This window comes from Streptomyces sp. A5-4 (assembly GCF_051131715.1).
In the GTDB taxonomy this organism is placed as follows: Bacteria; Actinomycetota; Actinomycetes; order Streptomycetales; family Streptomycetaceae; genus Streptomyces.
This window is the reverse complement of sequence record NZ_CP178591.1, coordinates 4,983,829-5,004,935: the sequence shown is the minus strand read 5'-3', so window position 1 is coordinate 5,004,935 and position 21,107 is coordinate 4,983,829. Positions and strand designations below refer to the sequence as shown.

Genomic DNA, 21,107 nt, shown 5'->3' with positions numbered 1-21,107 from the left:
GAGAAGCACCGGGCGGCAGAACCACACGGACACACAGGCCGGGCGAACCTCGGTCAGCGGACGAAGACCCCCGCCTGGCTCGCCAGATCCAGGAAGTACTGCGGGGCCACGCCGAGCACCACCGTCACCACCACACCCATCGCGATCGCCGTCATCGTCAGCGGCGAGGGCACGGCGACCGTGGGGCCGTCCGCCTTCGGCTCGCTGAAGAACATCAGGACGATCACCCGGATGTAGAAGAACGCGGCGATGGCCGACGAGAGCACACCGACCACGACCAGCGCACCCGCGCCGCCCTCGGCCGCCGCCTTGAACACCGCGAACTTCCCGGCGAAGCCGGAGGTCAGCGGGATACCGGCGAAGGCCAGGAGGAACACCGCGAAGACCGCGGCGACCAGCGGCGAGCGCCGCCCCAGGCCGGCCCACTTCGACAGGTGCGTCGCCTCGCCGCCCGCGTCGCGCACCAGCGTGACCACGGCGAACGCGCCGATCGTCACGAAGGAGTACGCCAGCAGGTAGAAGAGGACCGACGAGATGCCCTCGGGGGTGGTCGCGATGACACCGGCCAGGATGAACCCGGCATGCGCGATCGAGGAGTACGCCAGGAGCCGCTTGATGTCGGTCTGGGTGATCGCGACGATCGCGCCGCCCAGCATCGTGACGACCGCGATGCCCCACATCACCGGGCGCCAGTCCCAGGTGAGGCCCGGCAGGACGACGTACAGCAGCCGCAGCAGCGCGCCGAAGGCGGCCACCTTGGTCGCCGCGGCCATGAAGCCGGTCACCGGCGTCGGGGCGCCCTGGTAGACGTCCGGGGTCCACATGTGGAACGGGACCGCGCCGACCTTGAAGAGCAGGCCCATGAGGATCATCGCGGCGCCGATGAGCAGCAGCGCGTCATTGCCCATGGTGTCGCCCAGTGCCGGGTCGATCTGCTTGATCGAGCCGTCGACGATGCCCGCGATCTTCGCGTACGAGACGGAGCCCGCGTACCCGTACATCAGGGCGATGCCGAACAGCAGGAACGCCGACGAGAAGGCGCCGAGCAGGAAGTACTTGACCGCGGCCTCCTGCGACATCAGCCGCTTGCGGCGGGCGACGGCGCACAGCAGGTACAGCGGGAGCGAGAAGACTTCCAGCGCCACGAACAGCGTCAGCAGGTCGTTGGCGGCGGGGAAGACCAGCATCCCGGCCACCGCGAACAGCATGAGCGGGAAGACCTCGGTGGTGGTGAACCCGGCCTTGACGGCCGCCTGCTCACTGTCGCTGCCGGGCGTGGACGCGGCCTGCGCCGCGAAGGAGTCGACCCGGTTGCCGTGGGCGTCCGGGTCGAGCCTGCGCTCGGCGAAGGTGAACACCGCGACCAGCGAGGCCAGCACGATCGTGCCCTGCAGGAAGAGCGCCGGGCCGTCGACGGCGATGGCGCCCTCCGCCGCGATGTGCGCCTTGGTCGTGCCGTATCCGGCGGCCGCGAGCCCCACGATCGCCGCGAAGGCGGCGGCGAGGGCGACGACCGACAGGAACAGCTGGGCGTGATAACGGGCCCTGCGCGGCACGAATGCCTCGACGAGTACGCCGATGACGGCCGCGCCGATGACGATCAGCGTCGGTGACAGCTGCGCGTACTCGATGTGCGGGGCCGTGAAACCGTCCGCGGCGCCGGGCGCCGCGACGGTCGTCCACAGGCTGTGGACAGCTGATGTGCTCACTTGGCCGCCTCCACCTCGGGCTTGGGGTCCTTCTTCTGGACGTCGGACATGGTGTGCTTCACGGCCGGATTGACGATCTCGGTCAGCGGCTTGGGATAGACGCCGAGGAGAAGCAGCAGCGCGATCAGCGGGGCGACGACCACGAGCTCACGGATCTTGAGGTCGGGCATCGCCTTGACCTCGGCCACCACGGGGCCGGTCATCGTCCGCTGGTAGAGCACGAGCGAGTAGAGCGCGCCGAGGACAATGCCCAGCGTCGCGATGATCCCGGCCACCGGGTAGGCGGCGAACACCCCGACCAGCACCAGGAATTCGCTGACGAACGGCGCGAGTCCCGGCAGCGACAGGGTGGCGAGGCTGCCGATGAGGAACGTCCCCGCGAGCACCGGGGCGACCTTCTGGACACCGCCGTAGTCGGCGATGAGCCGCGAGCCGCGCCGGGTGATCAGGAAGCCGGCCACCAGCATCAGCGCGGCGGTCGAGATCCCGTGGTTGACCATGTACAGCGTCGCGCCCGACTGGCCCTGGCTGGTCATCGCGAAGATGCCCAGCACGATGAAGCCGAAGTGCGAGATCGACGCGTACGCGATCAGGCGCTTGATGTCGCGCTGGCCGACCGCGAGCAGCGCGCCGTAGATGATGCTGATCAGCGCCAGGACGATGATCACGGGCGTGGCCCACTTCGACGCCTCCGGGAAGAGCTGGAGGCAGAAGCGCAGCATCGCGAACGTGCCGACCTTGTCGACGACCGCGGTGATCAGCACCGCGACCGGGGTGGTCGCCTCGCCCATCGCGTTGGGCAGCCAGGTGTGCAACGGCCACAGCGGCGCCTTCACCGCGAAGGCGAAGAAGAAGCCGAGGAAGAGCAGCCGCTCGGTGTTGGTCGCCATCTCCAACGACCCGTTGGCGCGGGCCTCGGCGATCTCCGCGAGCGAGAAGCTCCCGGCGACCACGTACAGACCGATGACGGCGGCCAGCATGATCAGGCCGCCGACCAGGTTGTAGAGGAGGAACTTGACGGCGGCGTACGAGCGTTGGGTGGCCGCCGCCCCGTCGGTGCCCGCGTGCGCCCGGTCCCCGAAGCCTCCGATGAGGAAGTACATCGGGATGAGCATCGCTTCGAAGAAGATGTAGAAGAGGAAGACGTCGGTGGCCTCGAAGGAGAGGATCACCATCGCTTCGACCATCAGGATCAGCGCGAAGAAGCCCTGGGTCGGGCGCCATCGATAGTTCTTCGTTTCAACGGGGCCTCCCCCGCTCGAACGAATTTGAGAGCTTGGGGAAGGGTCGGCGTCGTGCCAGCCCGCCAGGATGATGAAGGGGATCAGCAGGGCGGTGAGCGCGATCAGCGCGACGGCGATGCCGTCCACGCCCAGCTCGTACCTGACCCCGAAGTCCGGGATCCAGGCATGGGATTCGGTGAGCTGGTAGCGGTCGCCGCCGGGCTCGAAGCGGACGACCACCAGGGCCGCCAGCACGAACGTGCCCAGCGAGAAGGCCAGCGCCAGCCACTTTGCGGTGGTGCGGCGCGCGGCGGGGACGGCGGCGGTCAGGACCGCACCGACCGCCGGGAGCGCCGCGGCCGCGGTGAGCAGTGGGAAGGACATGGAGATCAGACCGCCCTCATCAGCAGGGTCGCGGCAATGAGGATCGCCGTACCGCCGAACATCGAGACCGCGTACGTGCGGGCGTAGCCGTTCTGCAGCTTGCGCAGCCGGCCGGAGAGCCCGCCGAACGAGGCCGCCGTGCCGTTGACCACCCCGTCGACCAGCGAGTGGTCGACGTACACGAGCGAGCGGGTGAGGTGCTCGCCGCCACGGACCAGGACGACGTGGTTGAAGTCGTCCTGGAGGAGATCGCGCCGGGCGGCGCGGGTGAGCAGCGAGCCGCGCGGGGCGAGCAACGGGACGGGCCTGCGCCCGTACTGGAGGTACGCGACGGCGACTCCTGCGAGCAGGACGACGACCGTCAGGCCCGTGATCACCGGCACGCTGATCGGCGGGTGCGGGTGCTCGAACTGCGTGACCGGCTCCAGCCATCCGACGAAACGGTCGCCGATGCTGAAGAACCCTCCCGCGAACACCGACCCGAAGGCCAGCACGATCATGGGGATCGTCATCGACTTCGGCGACTCGTGCGGCTGGGGCAGCTCACCGGGGCTCGCCCCGGCGACCGGCTCCACATCGGCCGTCTTGTCCGCGGCGGGGGCCGGCTGCCAGCGCTTCTCGCCGAAGAACGTCAGGATCATCACGCGCGTCATGTAGTACGCCGTGAGGCCCGCGCCCAGCAGGGTCACCGATCCGAGGATCCAGCCCTGGGCGCCGCCCGAGGCGAAGGCCGCCTCGATGATCTTGTCCTTGGAGAAGAAGCCGGACAGGCCGGGGAAGCCGATGATCGCGAGATAGCCGAGGCCGAACGTCACGAACGTCACCGGCATGTACTTCCGCAGGCCGCCGTACTTCCGCATGTCGACCTCGTCGTTCATGCCGTGCATGACCGATCCGGCGCCGAGGAAGAGGCCCGCCTTGAAGAAGCCGTGCGTCACCAGGTGCATGATCGCGAAGGCGTAACCGATCGGGCCGAGGCCCGCCGCCAGGATCATGTAGCCGATCTGCGACATCGTCGAGCCCGCCAGGGCCTTCTTGATGTCGTCCTTCGCGCAACCGACGATCGCACCGAAGAGGAGCGTCACCGCGCCCACCACCACAACCGCCGTCTGCGCGTCGGGCGCCGCGTTGAAGATCGCGCCGGACCGGGTGATGAGGTAGACGCCGGCGGTCACCATGGTCGCGGCGTGGATGAGGGCGGAGACCGGGGTCGGGCCCTCCATCGCGTCGCCGAGCCAGGACTGCAGCGGTACCTGCGCCGACTTGCCGCACGCGGCGAGCAGCAGCATCAGGCCGATGACCGTCAGCTTGCCCTCGCTCGCCCCGCCTTCACCGCTCGCTTCGAGAACCGACCCGAAGGTGAAGGTCCCGAAGGTGGTGAACATCAGCATGATCGCGATGGACAGCCCCATGTCACCAACCCGGTTGACCAGGAAGGCCTTCTTGGCGGCGGTGGCCGCGCTGGGCTTGTGCTGCCAGAAGCCGATGAGCAGGTACGACGCCAGACCGACGCCCTCCCAGCCCACGTAGAGCAGCAGGTAGTTGTCGGCGACGACCAGCAGGAGCATCGCCGCGAGGAACAGGTTGAGATAGCCGAAGAAGCGGCGGCGGCGCTCGTCGTGCTCCATGTAGCCGATCGAGTAGATGTGGATCAGCGTGCCCACACCGGTGATCAGCAGAACGAAGGTCATTGACAACTGGTCGAGCTGGAAGGCGACATCCGCCTGGAATCCCTCGACGGGAATCCAGCTGAACAGCTTCTGGTGCATGGCGCGGTCCTCGGCGCCCTTGCCCAGCATGTTCAGGAACAGCAGCGCGCCGATGACGAACGACGCGGCCGAGAGCACCGTGCCGAGCCAGTGGCCCGTACGGTCGAGCCGCCTGCCGCCGCACAGCAGCACGGCCGCTCCGAGCAGGGGCGCCGCGACAAGCAGCGCAATCATGTTCTCTGCGTTCATAGTTCCAGCGCCCCCTTACAGCTTCATCAGGCTGGCGTCGTCGACCGAGGCCGAGTGGCGCGAGCGGAACAGCGACACGATGATCGCGAGCCCGACCACGACTTCGGCTGCGGCGACGACCATCGTGAAGAACGCGATGATCTGCCCGTCGAGATTGCCGTGCATCCGGGAGAAGGTGACGAACGCGAGGTTGCAGGCGTTGAGCATCAGCTCGACGCACATGAAGACCACGATCGCGTTCCGCCGGATCAGCACACCTGCCGCACCGATGGTGAACAACAGGGCGGCTAGGTACAGATAGTTGACCGGGTTCACTTGGCGGCCCCCTCTTCGTGCGGTTCCTGGTCCCGGCCGAGGCGCTCCTCGGAGCGCTGCTCCAGAGCCTTGAGGTCGGCCATGGCCTCGCTCGACACATCGCGGATCTGGCCGCGGTCGCGCAGGGTCCGCATGACCGTGAGCTCGGACGGCGTGCCGTCCGGCAGCAGGCCCGCGATGTCCACCGCGTTGTGCCGGGCGTAGACGCCGGGGGCGGGCAGCGGCGGGAGGTGCTTGCCGCGTACGCGCTCCTCGGACATCTCGCGCTGCGTCTTGGCGCGCTCGGTGCGCTCCTTGTGCGTGAGCACCATCGCGCCGATCGTCGCCGTGATGAGCAGCGCGCCGGTGAGCTCGAAGGCGAAGACGTACTTGGTGAAGATGAGCTCGGCCAGTCCCTCGACGTTGCCCCCGCGGGCGGCGTTGGCCTTGCCGAGGCCGTTGAAGGTCGACAGCGAGGCGTTGCCGATGCCGGCGATCAGCAGGATGCCGAAGCCGAGACCGCAGCCCACGGCCAGCCAGCGCTGGCCCTTGAGCGTCTCCTTGAGGGAGTCCGCGGCGGTGACGCCGACCAGCATGACCACGAAGAGGAACAGCATCATGATCGCGCCGGTGTAGACGACGATCTGGACGACACCCAGGAAGTACGCGCCGTTGGCGAGGTAGAAGACCGCCAGAATGATCATGGTCCCGGCGAGGCAGAGCGCGCTGTGCACGGCCCGCCGCATCAGGATGGTGCACAGGGCGCCGATGACGGCGACCGATCCCAGCACCCAGAACTGCACGGCCTCCCCGGTCGAAGTGGCGGTGACGGCAAGAGCATTCATGCCCCGATCACCCTCTTCGACGCGGGCTCGTCCTCACCGAAGGTCGAAGCGGCCTCCTGCGGACGCTCCCCCTTGCTCAGGGCGACCTGCCGCTCGGTGCCCGGCGCCGCCTCGGTGACCAGGCCCCGGTAGTAGTCCTGCTCGTCGGTGCCCGGGAAGATCGAGTGCGGCGACTCGACCATGCCTTCCTCCAGGCCCGCCATCAGCTGTTCCTTCGTATAGATGAGGGCTTCGCGGCTGCTGTCGGCGAGCTCGAACTCATTGGTCATGGTCAGCGCGCGCGTCGGGCAGGCCTCGATGCACAGGCCGCACAGAATGCAGCGGGCGTAGTTGATCTGGTAGACGCGGCCGTAGCGCTCGCCCGGGGAGTAGCGCTCCTCCTCGGTGTTGTCCGCGCCCTCCACATAGATCGCGTCGGCCGGACAGGCCCATGCGCACAGCTCGCAGCCGATGCACTTCTCCAGGCCATCCGGATGGCGGTTGAGCTGGTGACGTCCGTGGAAGCGCGGCGCCGTGGTCTTCTGCTCCTCCGGGTACTGCTCGGTCAGCCGCTTCTTGAACATGGCCTTGAAGGTCACGCCGAAGCCGGCTACCGGATTCTGAAAATCAGACACCGTCGGCCTCCTTTCCGTCACTTGTAGTGTCCGGCCCACCACTGACAATCAACTCGCGCTCCTGGTGCGAGCGCCTGCGCGGCACCGGTGGCATCTCTTGGCCGGGCAGTGGTGGCACGGGGAATCCGCCCGCCATCGGGTCGAAGGCCGGTTCGGGCTCGGCCTGCGCCGCGAGCGCCTTCTCCTTCTTGTCGCGGAACATGTCCGCGACGAAGGACAGCAGCAGGATGCCGATGATCGCCCCGGCGACGTAGAGCACGATGTTCTGGAAGTCCATGTTCTCGTTGCGCATCACGCGCACCGTGGCGACCAGCATCAGCCAGACCACCGAGACCGGGATCAGGACCTTCCAGCCGAGCTTCATCAGCTGGTCGTAGCGCACGCGGGGCAGCGTGCCGCGCAGCCAGATGAAGAAGAACAGCAGCAGCTGGAGCTTGATGACGAACCAGAGCATCGGCCACCAACCGTGGTTGGCGCCCTCCCAGAAGGTGCTGATCGGGTACGGCGCGCGCCAGCCGCCCAGGAAGAGGGTGACGGAGACCGCCGAGACGGTGACCATGTTGACGTACTCCGCCAGCATGAACAGCGCGAACTTGATCGAGCTGTACTCGGTGTTGAAGCCGCCGACGAGATCGCCCTCGGACTCCGGCATGTCGAAGGGGGCGCGGTTGGTCTCGCCCACCATCGTGATGATGTAGATGATGAAGGAGACCGGCAGCAGGATGATGAACCAGCGGTCCGCCTGCGCCTCGACGATCGCCGACGTCGACATCGACCCGGAGTAGAGGAACACCGAGGCGAAGGCCGCACCCATCGCGATCTCGTACGAGATCATCTGCGCGCACGAGCGCAGGCCGCCGAGCAGCGGATACGTCGAGCCCGACGACCAGCCCGCGAGGACGATGCCGTAGATGCCGACGGAGGCGATGGCCAGGACGTAGAGCATCGCGATCGGCAGGTCGGTCAGCTGCATCGTGGTGCGCTGACCGAAGATCGAGACCTCGTTGCCCGCCGGGCCGAACGGGATGACCGCGATGGCCATGAACGCCGGGATCGCCGCGATGATCGGCGCGAGGACATAGATGACCTTGTCCGCGCGCTTGACGACCAGGTCCTCCTTGAGCATCAGCTTGACGCCGTCCGCGAGGGACTGGAGAAGGCCCCAGGGGCCGTGCCGGTTGGGGCCGATGCGCAGCTGCATCCAGGCGACGACCTTGCGCTCCCACACGATGGAGAACAGCACGGTGATCATCAGGAACGCGAAGCAGAAGACAGCCTTGACGGCGACGAGCCACCAGGGGTCGCGGCCGAACATCGACAGGTCTTCAGCGGCGAGATACATCATGCTTCCACCTCCGTCGCGGCAGTCGTGACCGGTGCGATGCGGACCGGATCGCCCGGCCGGGCACCCGCGTCGTTGAGGACTCCGCCGCCCGTCGAGTTGAGCGGCAGCCACACCACCCGGTCGGGCATCGGCGTGACCTGGAGCGGCAGTCGCACCGTGCCGGTGGGGCCGGAGACGGCGAGCTGGTCGCCGTCCTTCACGCCCGTCTCGGCCGCGGTGGCCGCGGAGAGCCGGGCGACGGCCGCGTGCCGGGTGCCGGCGAGCGCCTCGTCGCCGTCCTGCATGCGGCCCTGGTCGAGCAGCAGCCGGTGCCCCGCGAGGGCGGCCTCGCCGTCGCCGGGACGCGGCAGCGGCCGGGCCGACTCGGTCGGGCCCGTGGCGTACGGGCCGCCCCAGGAGCCGAGCCGGTCGAGCTCGCCGCGTACGGCGCGTACATCGCCGAGTGCGAGGCGTACGTCGAGCGCGTCGGCCAGCATGTGCAGGACGTACGCGTCGCTCGGGGCGAGCCGGCGCGTCATCTGCTCGGGCTTGAGCGCCGCCTCGAACATCCGGGCCCGGCCCTCCCAGTTGAGGAAGGTGCCCGGCTTCTCGGCGACGGCGGCGACCGGCAGCACGACGTCCGCGCGTTCGGTCACCTCGCTGGGCCGCAGCTCCAGGGAGAGCAGGAAACCGACCTGGTCCAGGGCTTCACGCGCGCGCAGCGGGTCCGGCAGGTCGCCGACCTCGACGCCCGCGACGACCAGGGCGGCCAGCTCACCGGTGGCCGCGGCCTCGATGATCTGGCCGGTGTCCAGGCCGAAACGGTGCGGCAGTTCGGCGACGCCCCAGGCCGCCGCCACCTCGTCACGCGCGCGTGGGTCGGTGGCGGGGCGCCCGCCGGGCAGCAGGGACGGCAGCGCGCCCGCCTCGACGGCGCCGCGCTCACCGGCCCGGCGCGGGATCCACACGAGCGAGGCGCCGGTGGCGGTGGCCGCCCGCACGGCGGCGGTGAGTGCGCCGGGCACGGCGGCGAGCCGCTCACCGACGACGATCACGGCGCCCTCGGCACGGAGCGCCTCGGCGGCCAGGCTCCCCGCGTCGTCGAGCCCCGCGTGGCCCGCGAGCGCGTCCAGCCACTCGGTCTCGGTGCCGGGCGCGGCGGGCAGCAGTGTGCCGCCCGCCTTCTCCAGGCCGCGGGTGGCGTGGGTGGCGAGGGCGAAGGTGCGCTGCCCGTGCAGCCGGTGGGCCTTGCGCAGCCGCAGGAAGACGCCGGGCGCCTCCTCCTCGGACTCGATCCCGGCGAGCAGGACGGCCGGGGCCTTTTCGAGGGAGGTGTACGTGACGCCCGTACCGTCGAGGTCCCGGCCGCGCCCGGCGACGCGGGCGGCCAGGAAGTCGGCCTCCTCGCTGCTGTGGACGCGGGCCCGGAAGTCGATGTCGTTGGTGCCCAGCGTGACCCGCGCGAACTTGCTGTACGCGTAGGCGTCCTCGACGGTGAGGCGACCGCCGGTCAGTACACCGGCCCGGCCGCGGGCCGCGGCGAGACCGCGGGCGGCGACCTCCAGCGCCTCGGGCCAGCTGGCCGGCTCAAGGACACCGTCCGCGTTGCGTACCAGCGGAGTGGTCAGCCGGTCGGGGCGCTGTGCGTAACGGAACCCGAAGCGCCCCTTGTCGCACATCCACTCCTCGTTGACCTCGGGGTCATCGGCCGCCAGGCGCCGCATGACCTTGCCGCGCCGGTGGTCGGTGCGGGTCGCGCAGCCGCTGGAGCAGTGCTCGCAAATGCTCGGCGTCGACACCAGGTCGAAGGGCCGGGAGCGGAACCGGTACGCGGCCGAGGTGAGCGCGCCCACCGGGCAGATCTGGATGGTGTTGCCGGAGAAATACGACTCGAAGGGGTCGCCCTCGCCCGTGCCGATCTGCTGGAGTGCGCCGCGCTCCAGCATCTCGATCATCGGGTCGCCCGCGATCTGGTTCGAGAAGCGGGTGCAGCGCGCGCACAGCACGCACCGCTCGCGGTCGAGCAGCACCTGGGTGGAGATGGGGACCGGCTTCTCGTACGTCCGCTTCCTGCCCTCGAAGCGGGAGTCCGGGTCACCGTGCGACATGGCCTGGTTCTGCAGGGGGCACTCGCCGCCCTTGTCGCAGACCGGGCAGTCCAACGGGTGGTTGATCAGCAGCAGTTCCATCACTCCGCGCTGCGCCTTGTCGGCGACCGGCGAGGTGATCTGGGACTTGACGACCATGCCGTCGGTGCAGGTGATGGTGCAGGAGGCCATCGGCTTGCGCTGGCCCTCGACCTCGACGATGCACTGACGACAGGCGCCGACGGGGTCGAGGAGCGGGTGGTCGCAGAACCGGGGGATCTCGATGCCGAGCAGCTCGGCGGCGCGGATGACCAGCGTCCCCTTGGGGACGGAGATGGCGATGCCGTCGATCGTCAGCGAGACGAGGTCCTCCGGAGGAACCGCTGCCTCGCCGCCTCCCGTGGGGGCTGACGTGGTGACTGTCATGCGTTCACCCCTTGGTGAGCGTTCTTGTCGTCGGCCCAGACGGTCGACTTGCTGGGGTCGAAGGGGCAGCCCTGACCGGTGATGTGCTGCTCGTACTCCTCGCGGAAGTACTTGAGCGAGGAGAAGATCGGGGACGCGGCGCCGTCACCGAGCGCGCAGAAGGACTTGCCGTTGATGTTGTCGGCGATGTCGTTCAGCTTGTCCAGGTCGGACATGCGGCCCTTGCCGGCCTCGATGTCCCGGAGCAACTGCACGAGCCAGTAGGTGCCTTCGCGGCACGGTGTGCACTTGCCGCAGGACTCGTGCGCGTAGAACTCGGTCCAGCGGGTCACCGCCCGCACCACGCACGTCGTCTCGTCGAAGCACTGGAGCGCCTTGGTGCCGAGCATCGAGCCGGCCGCGCCGACGCCCTCGTAGTCCAGCGGTACGTCGAGGTGCTCGTCGGTGAACATCGGGGTCGAGGAGCCGCCCGGCGTCCAGAACTTGAGCCGGTGCCCGGCCCGCATGCCGCCGCTCATGTCGAGCAGCTGGCGCAGGGTGATGCCGAGCGGGGCCTCGTACTGGCCGGGGCTGGTGACGTGGCCGCTCAGTGAGTACAGCGTGAAGCCCGGGGACTTCTCGCTGCCCATCGAACGGAACCATTCCTTGCCCTTGTTCAGGATCGCGGGAACGGAGGCGATGGACTCGACGTTGTTCACCACAGTCGGACATGCGTAGAGACCCGCGACCGCGGGGAAGGGGGGACGGAGCCGGGGCTGGCCGCGTCGGCCTTCGAGCGAGTCGAGCAGCGCCGTCTCTTCACCACAGATGTACGCGCCCGCGCCCGCGTGCACGGTGAGTTCGAGGTCGAGACCGCTGCCCAGGACGTTGTGCCCGAGGTAGCCCGCCGCGTATGCCTCCCGCACGGCCTCGTGCAGCCTGCGCAGTACGGGGACGACCTCGCCGCGCAGATAGATGAAGGCGTGGCTGGAGCGGATCGCGTAACAGGCGATCACGATCCCCTCGATGAGGGAGTGCGGGTTGGCGAAGAGGAGCGGGATGTCCTTGCAGGTCCCGGGCTCCGACTCGTCGGCGTTGACCACGAGGTAGTGCGGCTTGCCGTCGCCCTGCGGGATGAACTGCCACTTCATGCCGGTGGGGAAGCCGGCTCCGCCGCGACCGCGCAGACCGGAGTCCTTGACGTACGCGATGAGGTCGTCCGGGGACATGGCGAGGGCCTTGCGCAGGCCCTCGTAGCCCTCGTGGCGCTTGTAGGTCTCCAGGGTCCAGGCGTCGGGCTGGTCCCAGAAGGCCGACAGCACGGGTGAGAGCAGTTTGTCCGGGCTGGTCTCGTTGGTGTCGATCTCGGGTGCCAACGTCATCACTCCCCCTCCTCGGCTGCCGGTCCGGCAGGGTGCGCCGGGTCGGAGGCCGAGGTCTCCTCCGGCGCGTCGTGCGAGCTCAGGTGCTCGGACGGCGACGGATCGTGCGGCTGGTCCTGCGGCTCGCCCTGCTGGTTCCCGCCCTGGGCGGACTCGCCGCGCGGGTGCACCACTCGGGGCTGCGGGATCTCGCCCTTGGCGAGCTTGAGGCCGATGAGCGAGGCGGGCCCCGCGCCGCCGGTGGCCCCGACCGCGCCGGGGCGCTCGTCGGGGAAGCCGGCCAGGATGCGGGCCGTCTCCTTGTACGTGCACAGGGGCGCCCCGCGTGTGGGGGCGACCTGCTGCCCGGCCCGCAGGTCGTCGACGAGCCGCGTCGCGGACTCGACGGTCTGGTTGTCGAAGAACTCCCAGTTGACCATCACGACCGGTGCGAAGTCGCAGGCGGCGTTGCACTCGATGTGCTCCAGGGTGACCTTGCCGTCGCCGGTGGTCTCACCGTGGCCGATGTCCAGGTGGTCGCGCAGCGCGTCGTAGATCGCGTCGCCGCCCATCACCGCGCACAGCGTGTTGGTGCAGACACCCACCTGGTAGTCGCCCGAGGGCTTGCGCCGGTACATCGAGTAGAAGGTGGAGACCGCGGTGACCTCGGCCGTGGTCAGGCCGAGCGTCTCGGCGCAGAAGCGGACACCGGTGCGGGTGACATGGCCCTCTTCGGCCTGCATGAGGTGCAGCAGCGGCAGCAGGGCGGACCGGCTGTCGGGGTAACGGGCGATCACCTCCTTGGCGTCGGCTTCGAGCCGGGCGCGCACATCGGCCGGGTAGTCGGGGGCGGGGAGCTGGGGCATCCCGAGGCTGACGTCTGTCACCGGTCGACGCCTCCCATCACGGGGTCGATGGATGCGACAGCGACGATGACGTCGGCGATCTGGCCGCCTTCGCACATGGCCGCCATGGCCTGCAGATTGGTGAACGACGGGTCGCGGAAGTGGACCCGGTAGGGGCGGGTGCCGCCGTCGGAGACGACATGCACGCCCAGTTCGCCCTTGGGCGACTCGACCGCGCTGTACGTCTGCCCGGCGGGGACCCGGAAGCCCTCGGTCACCAGCTTGAAGTGGTGGATCAGGGCCTCCATGGAGGTGCCCATGATCTTCTTGATGTGGTCGAGCGAGTTGCCGAGGCCGTCCGGGCCGAGCGCGAGCTGCGCGGGCCAGGCGATCTTCTTGTCCGCGACCATGACCGGGCCCGGCGCGAGCCGGTCCAGGCACTGCTCGACGATCCGCAGCGACTGGCGCATCTCTTCGAGCCGGATCAGGAAGCGGCCGTAGGAGTCGCAGGTGTCGGCGGTGGGGACGTCGAAGTCGTACGTCTCGTAACCGCAGTAGGGGTCGGTCCTGCGCAGGTCGTGCGGCAGGCCCGCCGAGCGCAGCACGGGCCCGGTGGCGCCGAGCGCCATACAGCCCGTCAGGTCGAGATATCCGACGTCCTGCATGCGCGCCTTGAAGATGGGGTTGCCGGTGGCGAGCTTGTCGTACTCCGGCAGGTTCTTGCGCAGGGTCTTCAGCAGCTCGCGCAGGTGGTCGACGGCGCCCGGGGGGAGGTCCAGGGCGAGGCCGCCGGGCCGGATGTAAGCGTGGTTCATGCGCAGGCCGGTGATCAACTCGAAGGCATCGAGAATCAGTTCACGATCGCGGAAGCCGTAGATCATGATCGTGGTGGCGCCGAGCTCCATGCCGCCGGTGGCCAGGCACACCAGGTGCGAGGAGAGCCGGTTGAGCTCCATCAGCAGGACGCGGATGACGCTCGCGCGGTCCGGGATCTGGTCCGTGATGCCGAGCAGCTTCTCGACACCCAGGCAGTACGCCGTCTCGTTGAAGAACGGCGTCAGATAGTCCATGCGCGTGACGAACGTGGTGCCCTGCGTCCAGTTCCGGTATTCGAGGTTCTTCTCGATGCCGGTGTGCAGATAACCGATTCCGCAGCGGGCCTCGGTGACCGTCTCGCCGTCGATCTCCAGGATGAGCCGGAGCACGCCGTGCGTGGACGGGTGCTGGGGGCCCATGTTGACGACGATGCGCTCGTCGTCGGTCTTGGCGTGGGCCTGGACGACCTCGTCCCAGTCGCCGCCGGTGACTGTATATACGGGACCTTCGGTGGTCGCGCGTGCAGATGCGGGTGGGGTAGTCATGAGTACGACCTCCGCTGGTCCGGAGCCGGGATCTGGGCGCCCTTGTACTCGACGGCGATGCCGCCGAGCGGGTAGTCCTTGCGCTGCGGGAAGCCCTGCCAGTCGTCCGGCATCATGATCCGGGTGAGGGCGGGGTGCCCGTCGAAGACGAGGCCGAAGAAGTCGTACGTCTCGCGCTCGTGCCAGTCGTTGGTCGGGTAGACCTCGACCAGCGAGGGGACGTGCGGATCACTGTCCGGCGCGCTCGCTTCGATGCGGATCACTCGGCTGTGGGTGATCGACCGCAGGTGGTAGACGGCGTGCAGCTCCCGGCCCTTGTCCTCCAGGTAGTGCACCCCGCTGACGCCCGTGCAGAGCTCGAAGCGCAGCGCGGGGTCGTCGCGCAGCGTCCTGGCCACCTGGAGCAGGTGCTCGCGCGCGATGTGGAAAGTGAGCTCGTCGCGGTCGACGACGGTCTTCTCGATGGCGTTGGCGGGGAGCAGTCCCTGCTCCTCCAGTGCGCCTTCGAGCTCGTCGGCGACTTCGTCGAACCAGCCGCCGTACGGGCGCGACGCGGCGCCCGGCAGGGTGACGGTCCGTACGAGACCGCCGTAGCCACTGGTGTCGCCGCCGTTGCTGGCGCCGAACATGCCCTTGCGTACGCCGATGACCTCACCGGTCTCGTCGCGCTGGGCGGGGACGCCGTTCTGCTCGGTCACCGCAGCAGCCCCTTCATCTCAATGGTGGGGAGCGCCTTGAGAGCCGCTTCCTCCGCCTCGCGGGCCGCTTCCTCCTGGTTCACCCCGAGCTTCGAGTTCTGGATCTTTTCGTGAAGCTTGAGGATCGCGTCCAGCAGCATCTCGGGGCGGGGCGGACAACCGGGCAAATAGATGTCAACGGGAACAATGTGGTCAACACCCTGCACAATTGCGTAATTGTTGAACATTCCACCCGAGGATGCGCAAACTCCCATGGAAATGACCCACTTGGGGTTGGGCATCTGGTCATAGACCTGCCGCAGCACCGGCGCCATCTTCTGGCTGACCCGACCTGCCACGATCATCAGGTCGGCCTGGCGCGGTGAACCGCGGAAGACCTCCATGCCGAAGCGGGCCAGGTCGTAACGGCCGGCGCCGGTGGTCATCATCTCGATGGCGCAGCAGGCGAGGCCGAAGGTCGCGGGGAAGACGGAGGACTTCCGCACCCAACCCGCGGCCTGTTCGACGGTGGTCAGCAGAAAGCCGCTCGGCAGCTTCTCTTCGAGTCCCATTGGTGACCCCTCAGCCCCTCTAGTCCCATTCCAGGCCGCCGCGCCGCCACACGTACGCGTAGGCAACGAAGACGGTGAGCACGAAGAGCAGCATCTCCACGAGCCCGAAAATCCCGAGAGCGTCAAAGGAGACGGCCCAGGGATAGAGGAAGACGATCTCGATGTCGAAGACGATGAAAAGCATCGCCGTCAGGTAGTACTTGATGGGAAAACGGCCGCCTCCGGCCGGTGTGGGCGTCGGCTCAATGCCGCACTCGTATGCTTCAAGCTTTGCCCGGTTATAGCGCTTTGGCCCGATAAGCGAGGCCATGACCACGGAAAAGATCGCAAACGCTGCCCCGAGGGCGCCGAGCACGAGGATGGGCGCGTAGGCATTCACGCTCCTCGCTCCTTCCAGTCGTCCTTGACCGCTGAACCCGCAACGGGTCTTGCGATTCCCGTCTCCGCCATCCCGTCATCTCCGTCACGCGAAGATCACGCACATGTGAAGCAGGTCACAAGCCCGACTGCCCCGCATCCTATGCCTGTCGGTCTGTGATCTGCGACACGGGGTACGACAACGCCTTTGTGATCTCCACCACCTGACGAAGGATCATGAAGTCGGATGAGCGGTGATCTTCATACGCGAAGCGCCCGAGCGATCACGAGACGTGACAAGCGCAGGTGTTACCGCTGGTCGCAAGGGGTGTCGCTCTATCAAGAGATGCTCTGTACAGGCAAATTGGAGATGGGCGGCTTGGGGTGATAGGGGGTGCGGGCTCACCTGAGCGAGGGAGCGTCGGGGACGAATGTGGACGCGTGCATGCGTTCACGAGCGTTCACCGCCGCGAGGGGTGGCCGCCCTGTGACCTGCGCCACTCCGCGAGGCCTCCGACAAAAGCGGGCTTGGCCATCGGTGTGAACGGATGGTAGGCGTCGGGCAATTCGGGCGTATTGCGGAAAGCCGGTGATCACAGGCTTGCTTATGGGTGCCCGTATTGCCCGTTACGGCGTCAATAAAGGCCGCCGGGCTCCGGATTCGCGCCTTCGTTACACAACTGTGGCGCAGCACACGTTTCTTGAAGGAACCCCCATAGCCCTGGTAGCGGTTGACCCATGTCCCTCACCGCTCACATACCCAGCCACCGGAAGCCCCGTCGCAGTGCCTCGAAAATGGCACTCCGAGCCGGAGTTGCCGGTGGCGTCCTCAGCACGATCGCGGTGGCCGGTGCTGCCGGTCCGGCGAATGCCGAGCCGGTGACCGAGACCATCGAGATGCCCACGCTGACCGCGGACCTCGCGAACACCATCGCCGTCTCCGCGGACGCCACCCAGCAGGTCGCCCACGCCTACGACCTGCGCGCCCAGCAGGACGCCGCGGCCGACCAGGCGGCGAAGACCGCGAAGAAGGCCAAGGCCGAGGCCGACCGCAAGGCCGAGGCCAAGGAGAAGGCCGAGAAGGCCGCCGCGAAGAAGGCAGCCGAGGCGAAGGCCGCCGAACAGGAGCGCGCCTCGCGTTCCTCGGAGCGCACCACGCTCAGCGCCGCCTCCACGTCGTCCAACGACTCCGGCAGCTCCGCTTCCTCGTCCTCCTCCCCGTCCTCCTCGCAGGCGACCGGCTCCGCCGCCTCAGTGGTGGCGTTCGCACGCGCCCAGGTCGGCGACGCGTACGTCTCCGGTGGCACCGGCCCCAACTCGTGGGACTGCTCGGGTCTCGTCCAGGCCGCGTTCGGCACGATCGGCGTGGACCTGCCGCGTGTCTCGCAGGACCAGTCGACGGCCGGCACCCAGGTCGGGCTGAGCAACCTCCAGCCGGGCGACATCCTGTACTGGGGCAGCGCGGGCAGCGCCTACCACGTGGGCATCTACGTGGGCGGCGGCAAGTTCGTCGGCGCGCAGAACTCCGGCACCGGTGTGGTCGAGCAGACTCTGGACTACGACCCGCCGTCCGGCGCGGTCCGCGTTCTCTGAGGGACCCCGCACACTTCGTAAGGCCGAGGGCCGCCGCTCCCCCGCTCGGGGACGGCGGCCCTTCGCCGTCCCCGGCGGCCTTCCGTGCCCCGACGGCCGCCCACGGGCGCCCCCCGGCCGCCCTCCGCCGTCCCCGAGCCAGGAGACGGCGCCCCTGCCCGGAAATGCCCTCTTGCCGAGCGCGCCGCCGTGACCCACCCCTGGCCCACCCGGTACCAAGGGGGCGGAACGCGACGTACGCGACCTGGCGTACGCCACCGACGTACGCACCCAGGGGGCCGCCATGCCGTCGATGCCGCGCAGACAATTCCTACGGAACGCCGCCGGGACCGCGCTCGTCGCGGGCAGTGCGGCCGTTCACATCCCCGGCGGCCCGGCCGCCGCCGCCGAGCCCGCCGCCGCCACCGCACGGCTGCGGTTCACCGCCGCGACCAACGGCGCGGCCACCCCGGCGGGAGCGGGCGGCCGGGTCATCGCCGAAGTGCAGAACATCCTCTGGTCGCTGCCGGGCGACGGCGGCCCCGCCACCGCCCTCACCGAGCCGGACCTTGAACCCGGCCGGCCGGTCTGCTCACCGGACGGGCGCCACGTCGCGATGAGCTGCTACCGGGGCGGCCAGTTCCACATCTGGGCGATGGCCGTGGACGGTTCGGGGCTGCGCCGCCTCACCGAAGGCCCCTGGGACGACCGCGCGCCCGCCTGGTCGCCGGACGGCGCCCGCATCGTGTTCTCCTCCGAGCGCGGCGGCGACCCCGTGCAGGGCAGCCCGTACCGGATCTGGACGGTCGGCGTGCGCGACGGCGCCCTGCGCCAACTCACCGGGCTGCCCGGCCAGCAGGGCCCCGGCCAGGACGCCCCCTACGAGGACTTCGATCCGGCGTTCTCCGCCGACGGCGCCCGTGTCGTCTTCGTCCGGGCCGGGCTCGAAGGCGCCACGCTCGCGGCCCGCACGCTCGCCACCACCTCGGCGACCGCGACCGGCGCCCCCGTCACCGTCGAGCACGCCGAGACCGAACCGGGCAATCTCCAGACCCCGGCGTTCTCCCCGGCCGGGCGACCCGCCTGGCTGCGCGCGGTCCCCACCGGCATCGGCAGCGCGAACGTCGTCCTCGTCGTGGACGGCGAGCCGGTGGCGCTGGACGGCTCGCTCGCGGCGGTGCCGCCGCGCTGGCTGGACGACGAGCGGCTGCTGCTCACCGTGGACGGGCAGTTCCGCGCGGTACGGCCGCACCGCGAACGGACCGGGCAGCTCGTCCCGTTCCACGCGACCCTGCCGGTCGAGCGGCCCCGCTATCGCGTCAAGTCGTACGACTTCGAGCCCCGTGGCAGCCGCCCGGTGCGCGGCATCCAGCAGCCCGCCCTCTCCCCCGACGGACGTTCCATCGCTTTTGTCGCGCTGAACACCCTCTGGATCACGCCGACTTCAGGGGGCGCAAAACCCCGCAAAGTAGTGCGATCCGCCCCGACGACGTACCTCCAGGGGCCGTCCTGGACACCCGACGGGCACGGCCTGCTGTACGTCGACGACCGCGACGGGCTCAACGCCGTGCGGCGGCACGACCTGAGGACCGGCGAGGACACACTGCTGGCGCCCGGCGGCCGGGTGCACGGCGCGCTCTCCCCGGACGGCGCCCGCCTCGCCTGCCTCGACATGGCGGGCGGCCTCGTCGTGCGCGACCTCGCCGCCGGTACCGAGCGGAGGCTCGCATCGCCGCTCGGCGGCGGTGGGCTGCCGGGCCCGCCCAGCTGGTCGCCGGACGGCCGCTTCCTGGCGTACTGCGATCGCAACCGGCTCAACCTCCGCTTCCGCGAGGGCTACAACCTGATCCGGGTCGTCGACGCCACGAGCGGCGCGGCGAAGCTGCACGCGCTCGCCCCGCACGCCTCGCTCGCCGACCGGTACGCGTCGGGTCCTGTCTGGTCGCCGGACGGGCGGTGGATGGCGTGCGTCAGCGAGTCCGCACTGTGGCTGCTGCCGGTGCGGCCGGACGGCACCCCGGACGGCGCCCCCCGCCTTCTCGGCGACGAGGCGGCCGACCACCCGTCCTGGGCCGCCGACTCCCGCACGCTCCTGTACCTCTCCAACGCCCGGCTGCGGCTGCTGCGGACGGCCGGGGACGGCTCCGGCCAGGACGGCGGCGAGCAGCCGCCGCGTACCGTGCGCGTACGCCTGGACCACCGTCGGCCGACCCCCGTCGACACCGTCGTGCACGCGGGCCGGCTCTGGGACGGCACGGGCGGCGCAGGAGACGGCTCCCTTCGCGAGGACGTCGACATCCTCATCAGCGACGGCCGCATCACCGCGATCGAACCGCACCGCACCGGCCGCCGCACCGCCCGCACCGTCGACGCCTCGCAGCGGACCGTCCTGCCCGGCCTCTGGGACACCCACACGCACCCCTGGCAGTACACGTACGGCGCCCGGCAGACCGCGCTTGAACTCGCGTACGGCGTCACCACCACGGTCTCCCTCGCCGGTTTCAGCTACGAACAGGCCAGGCTCCGCGAGGACATCGTCGCGGGCCGCCTCAACGGTCCCCGGCTGCTCACCACCGGCGAACTCCTCGACGGCTCCCGCGTCGCGTACAGCATGGGCCGCGCCCACCGCACCCCCGAGGGCCTCCGGCGCTCGCTCGCCCGCGGGGCCGCGCTGGACTGGGACTTCGTGAAGACGTACGTACGCGCCCCCGTCACCGCGATGGCCGAGGCCGCCCGCTTCGGCCACCAGCGGCTCGGCGTACGGTCCGGCTCGCACCTGTGCGCCCAGGGCATCCAGAGCGGCGAGGACCTCACCACGCACCTGGCCGCCACCGAGCGGACCGAGAGCAGCCACAGCGTCACGGCCGGGGGACTCAGCCACCAGGACGTGGTGGAGACCTACGCGCGGGGCGCGTTCAGCCTGCTCGCCACTCCGTTCGCCGCCTTCGCGCTGCTCGCCGAGCACCCGGACCTCGTCGACGACCCCCGGGTGACCGCGATGATGCCGCCCTGGGACGTGCTGGCCGTCCGTGCCCAGGCCGCGAAACCGCCGACCGACGCCGAGCGGCTCCGGCTGCGCAGCGAGCTCGACACCTGTCGCACGGTCATCGCCCGCGGTGGCCTGCTCGGCCTCGGCACGGACACCCCGCTGACCCCGGTCGGCCTCCAACTGCACCTGATGCTGCGCGCCATGGTCGCGCACGGCTTCTCCCCCGCGGAGGCCCTGCGCACGGTCACCGTGCTCCCGGCGCGGATCTTCGGCGCCGCGAAGGACCTGGGCACGGTCGAGCGGGGCAGGATCGCGGACCTGACGATCGTGGACGGCGACCCGTTCACGGACTTCGACGACCTGGCCCGGGTCGAACGGGTCCTGGTCGGCGGCCGGATGCACGAACGGGCGCGGCTCGAGGCGCCGTACCGCGAGAACACCGCGCGCGGATACGACGCAGGGGCCGCCGGCCAGGACTGGCAGGGAGCCCTGGACCAGTTGCGCGGGGAGGGCCACTGCTGACGGGGGCC

General features: G+C 69.6%; 16 protein-coding genes. 2 read left to right on the top strand and 14 right to left on the bottom strand.

Annotated features, from left to right (window positions below; translation table 11 throughout):
- Positions 1-53: 53 nt before the first annotated feature.
- The 14 genes from nuoN to ACLLJJ_RS23225 are packed head-to-tail and all read right to left on the bottom strand — an operon-like array spanning position 54 to position 16,038.
- Positions 54-1,709 (bottom strand): NADH-quinone oxidoreductase subunit NuoN, encoded by a 1,656-nt coding sequence (gene nuoN, locus ACLLJJ_RS23290; RefSeq protein WP_434594830.1) that lies wholly within the window; start codon positions 1,707-1,709, stop codon positions 54-56.
- The gene (locus ACLLJJ_RS23285) at positions 1,706-3,316 is read right to left on the bottom strand and encodes an NADH-quinone oxidoreductase subunit M (RefSeq protein WP_434594827.1); all 1,611 of its coding nucleotides are present in this window, start codon (positions 3,314-3,316) and stop codon (positions 1,706-1,708) included. Before ACLLJJ_RS23285 ends, nuoN begins: the two co-directional genes overlap by 4 nt.
- A 5-nt stretch (positions 3,317-3,321) precedes the next feature.
- Entirely contained in the window at positions 3,322-5,274 is a 1,953-nt protein-coding gene (gene nuoL, locus ACLLJJ_RS23280; RefSeq protein ID WP_434594824.1) for an NADH-quinone oxidoreductase subunit L, read from the bottom strand.
- 15 nt (positions 5,275-5,289) lie between these two features.
- Positions 5,290-5,589, bottom strand: a complete 300-nt coding sequence (gene nuoK / locus ACLLJJ_RS23275) for an NADH-quinone oxidoreductase subunit NuoK (RefSeq protein ID WP_018101339.1) — start codon at positions 5,587-5,589, stop codon at positions 5,290-5,292.
- Positions 5,586-6,413, bottom strand: coding sequence for an NADH-quinone oxidoreductase subunit J (locus ACLLJJ_RS23270; RefSeq protein WP_434594819.1), 828 nt, complete (start codon positions 6,411-6,413; stop codon positions 5,586-5,588). The genes nuoK and ACLLJJ_RS23270 overlap by 4 nt, the downstream gene beginning before the upstream one ends.
- On the bottom strand, positions 6,410-7,027 hold the full coding sequence (nuoI, locus tag ACLLJJ_RS23265; RefSeq protein WP_434594817.1) for an NADH-quinone oxidoreductase subunit NuoI: 618 nt from the start codon (positions 7,025-7,027) through the stop codon (positions 6,410-6,412). Before nuoI ends, ACLLJJ_RS23270 begins: the two co-directional genes overlap by 4 nt.
- Positions 7,020-8,372 (bottom strand): NADH-quinone oxidoreductase subunit NuoH, encoded by a 1,353-nt coding sequence (gene nuoH / locus ACLLJJ_RS23260; RefSeq protein WP_434594814.1) that lies wholly within the window; start codon positions 8,370-8,372, stop codon positions 7,020-7,022. Before nuoH ends, nuoI begins: the two co-directional genes overlap by 8 nt.
- Positions 8,369-10,864 carry an NADH-quinone oxidoreductase subunit G gene (locus tag ACLLJJ_RS23255; protein WP_434594812.1) on the bottom strand — a complete coding sequence of 832 codons (2,496 nt, stop codon included), beginning with the start codon at positions 10,862-10,864 and terminating at the stop codon, positions 8,369-8,371. The genes nuoH and ACLLJJ_RS23255 overlap by 4 nt, the downstream gene beginning before the upstream one ends.
- Positions 10,861-12,225 (bottom strand): NADH-quinone oxidoreductase subunit NuoF, encoded by a 1,365-nt coding sequence (nuoF, locus tag ACLLJJ_RS23250; protein WP_434594809.1) that lies wholly within the window; start codon positions 12,223-12,225, stop codon positions 10,861-10,863. The genes ACLLJJ_RS23255 and nuoF overlap by 4 nt, the downstream gene beginning before the upstream one ends.
- A complete protein-coding gene (nuoE, locus tag ACLLJJ_RS23245; RefSeq protein ID WP_434600497.1) occupies positions 12,225-13,070 on the bottom strand; it encodes an NADH-quinone oxidoreductase subunit NuoE in 846 nt (281 codons plus the stop codon). Before nuoE ends, nuoF begins: the two co-directional genes overlap by 1 nt.
- A gap of 17 nt (positions 13,071-13,087) precedes the next feature.
- Positions 13,088-14,410 carry an NADH-quinone oxidoreductase subunit D gene (locus tag ACLLJJ_RS23240; protein WP_434594806.1) on the bottom strand — a complete coding sequence of 441 codons (1,323 nt, stop codon included), beginning with the start codon at positions 14,408-14,410 and terminating at the stop codon, positions 13,088-13,090.
- Positions 14,407-15,108: an NADH-quinone oxidoreductase subunit C gene (locus tag ACLLJJ_RS23235; RefSeq protein ID WP_283520222.1), complete on the bottom strand. Its 702-nt coding sequence runs from the start codon at positions 15,106-15,108 to the stop codon at positions 14,407-14,409. The genes ACLLJJ_RS23240 and ACLLJJ_RS23235 overlap by 4 nt, the downstream gene beginning before the upstream one ends.
- Positions 15,105-15,659, bottom strand: coding sequence for a NuoB/complex I 20 kDa subunit family protein (locus tag ACLLJJ_RS23230; RefSeq protein WP_283520223.1), 555 nt, complete (start codon positions 15,657-15,659; stop codon positions 15,105-15,107). The genes ACLLJJ_RS23235 and ACLLJJ_RS23230 overlap by 4 nt, the downstream gene beginning before the upstream one ends.
- A gap of 19 nt (positions 15,660-15,678) precedes the next feature.
- Entirely contained in the window at positions 15,679-16,038 is a 360-nt protein-coding gene (locus ACLLJJ_RS23225; RefSeq protein ID WP_347122460.1) for an NADH-quinone oxidoreductase subunit A, read from the bottom strand.
- A 716-nt stretch (positions 16,039-16,754) separates the two neighbouring features.
- Here ACLLJJ_RS23225 and ACLLJJ_RS23220 point away from each other — a divergent pair.
- Both ACLLJJ_RS23220 and ACLLJJ_RS23215 read left to right on the top strand, forming a co-directional pair.
- The gene (locus ACLLJJ_RS23220) at positions 16,755-17,609 is read left to right on the top strand and encodes a C40 family peptidase (RefSeq protein WP_434594801.1); all 855 of its coding nucleotides are present in this window, start codon (positions 16,755-16,757) and stop codon (positions 17,607-17,609) included.
- 283 nt (positions 17,610-17,892) lie between these two features.
- On the top strand, positions 17,893-21,099 hold the full coding sequence (locus ACLLJJ_RS23215; protein ID WP_434594799.1) for an amidohydrolase family protein: 3,207 nt from the start codon (positions 17,893-17,895) through the stop codon (positions 21,097-21,099).
- Positions 21,100-21,107: the final 8 nt, after the last annotated feature.

Excerpts from the sequence above, each read along its gene's own strand:
- ACLLJJ_RS23285 (WP_434594827.1), bottom strand. The coding sequence starts at position 3,316 with ATGTCCTTCCCACTGCTCACCGCGGCCGCGGCGCTCCCGGCGGTCGGT.
- nuoL (WP_434594824.1), bottom strand. The coding sequence starts at position 5,274 with ATGAACGCAGAGAACATGATTGCGCTGCTTGTCGCGGCGCCCCTGCTC.
- ACLLJJ_RS23270 (WP_434594819.1), bottom strand. The coding sequence starts at position 6,413 with ATGAATGCTCTTGCCGTCACCGCCACTTCGACCGGGGAGGCCGTGCAG.
- nuoH (WP_434594814.1), bottom strand. The coding sequence starts at position 8,372 with ATGATGTATCTCGCCGCTGAAGACCTGTCGATGTTCGGCCGCGACCCC.
- ACLLJJ_RS23255 (WP_434594812.1), bottom strand. The coding sequence starts at position 10,864 with ATGACAGTCACCACGTCAGCCCCCACGGGAGGCGGCGAGGCAGCGGTT.
- nuoF (WP_434594809.1), bottom strand. The coding sequence starts at position 12,225 with ATGACGTTGGCACCCGAGATCGACACCAACGAGACCAGCCCGGACAAA.
- nuoE (WP_434600497.1), bottom strand. The coding sequence starts at position 13,070 with ATGCCCCAGCTCCCCGCCCCCGACTACCCGGCCGATGTGCGCGCCCGG.
- ACLLJJ_RS23240 (WP_434594806.1), bottom strand. The coding sequence starts at position 14,410 with ATGACTACCCCACCCGCATCTGCACGCGCGACCACCGAAGGTCCCGTA.
- ACLLJJ_RS23230 (WP_283520223.1), bottom strand. The coding sequence starts at position 15,659 with ATGGGACTCGAAGAGAAGCTGCCGAGCGGCTTTCTGCTGACCACCGTC.
- ACLLJJ_RS23220 (WP_434594801.1), top strand. The coding sequence starts at position 16,755 with ATGTCCCTCACCGCTCACATACCCAGCCACCGGAAGCCCCGTCGCAGT.
- ACLLJJ_RS23215 (WP_434594799.1), top strand. The coding sequence starts at position 17,893 with ATGCCGTCGATGCCGCGCAGACAATTCCTACGGAACGCCGCCGGGACC.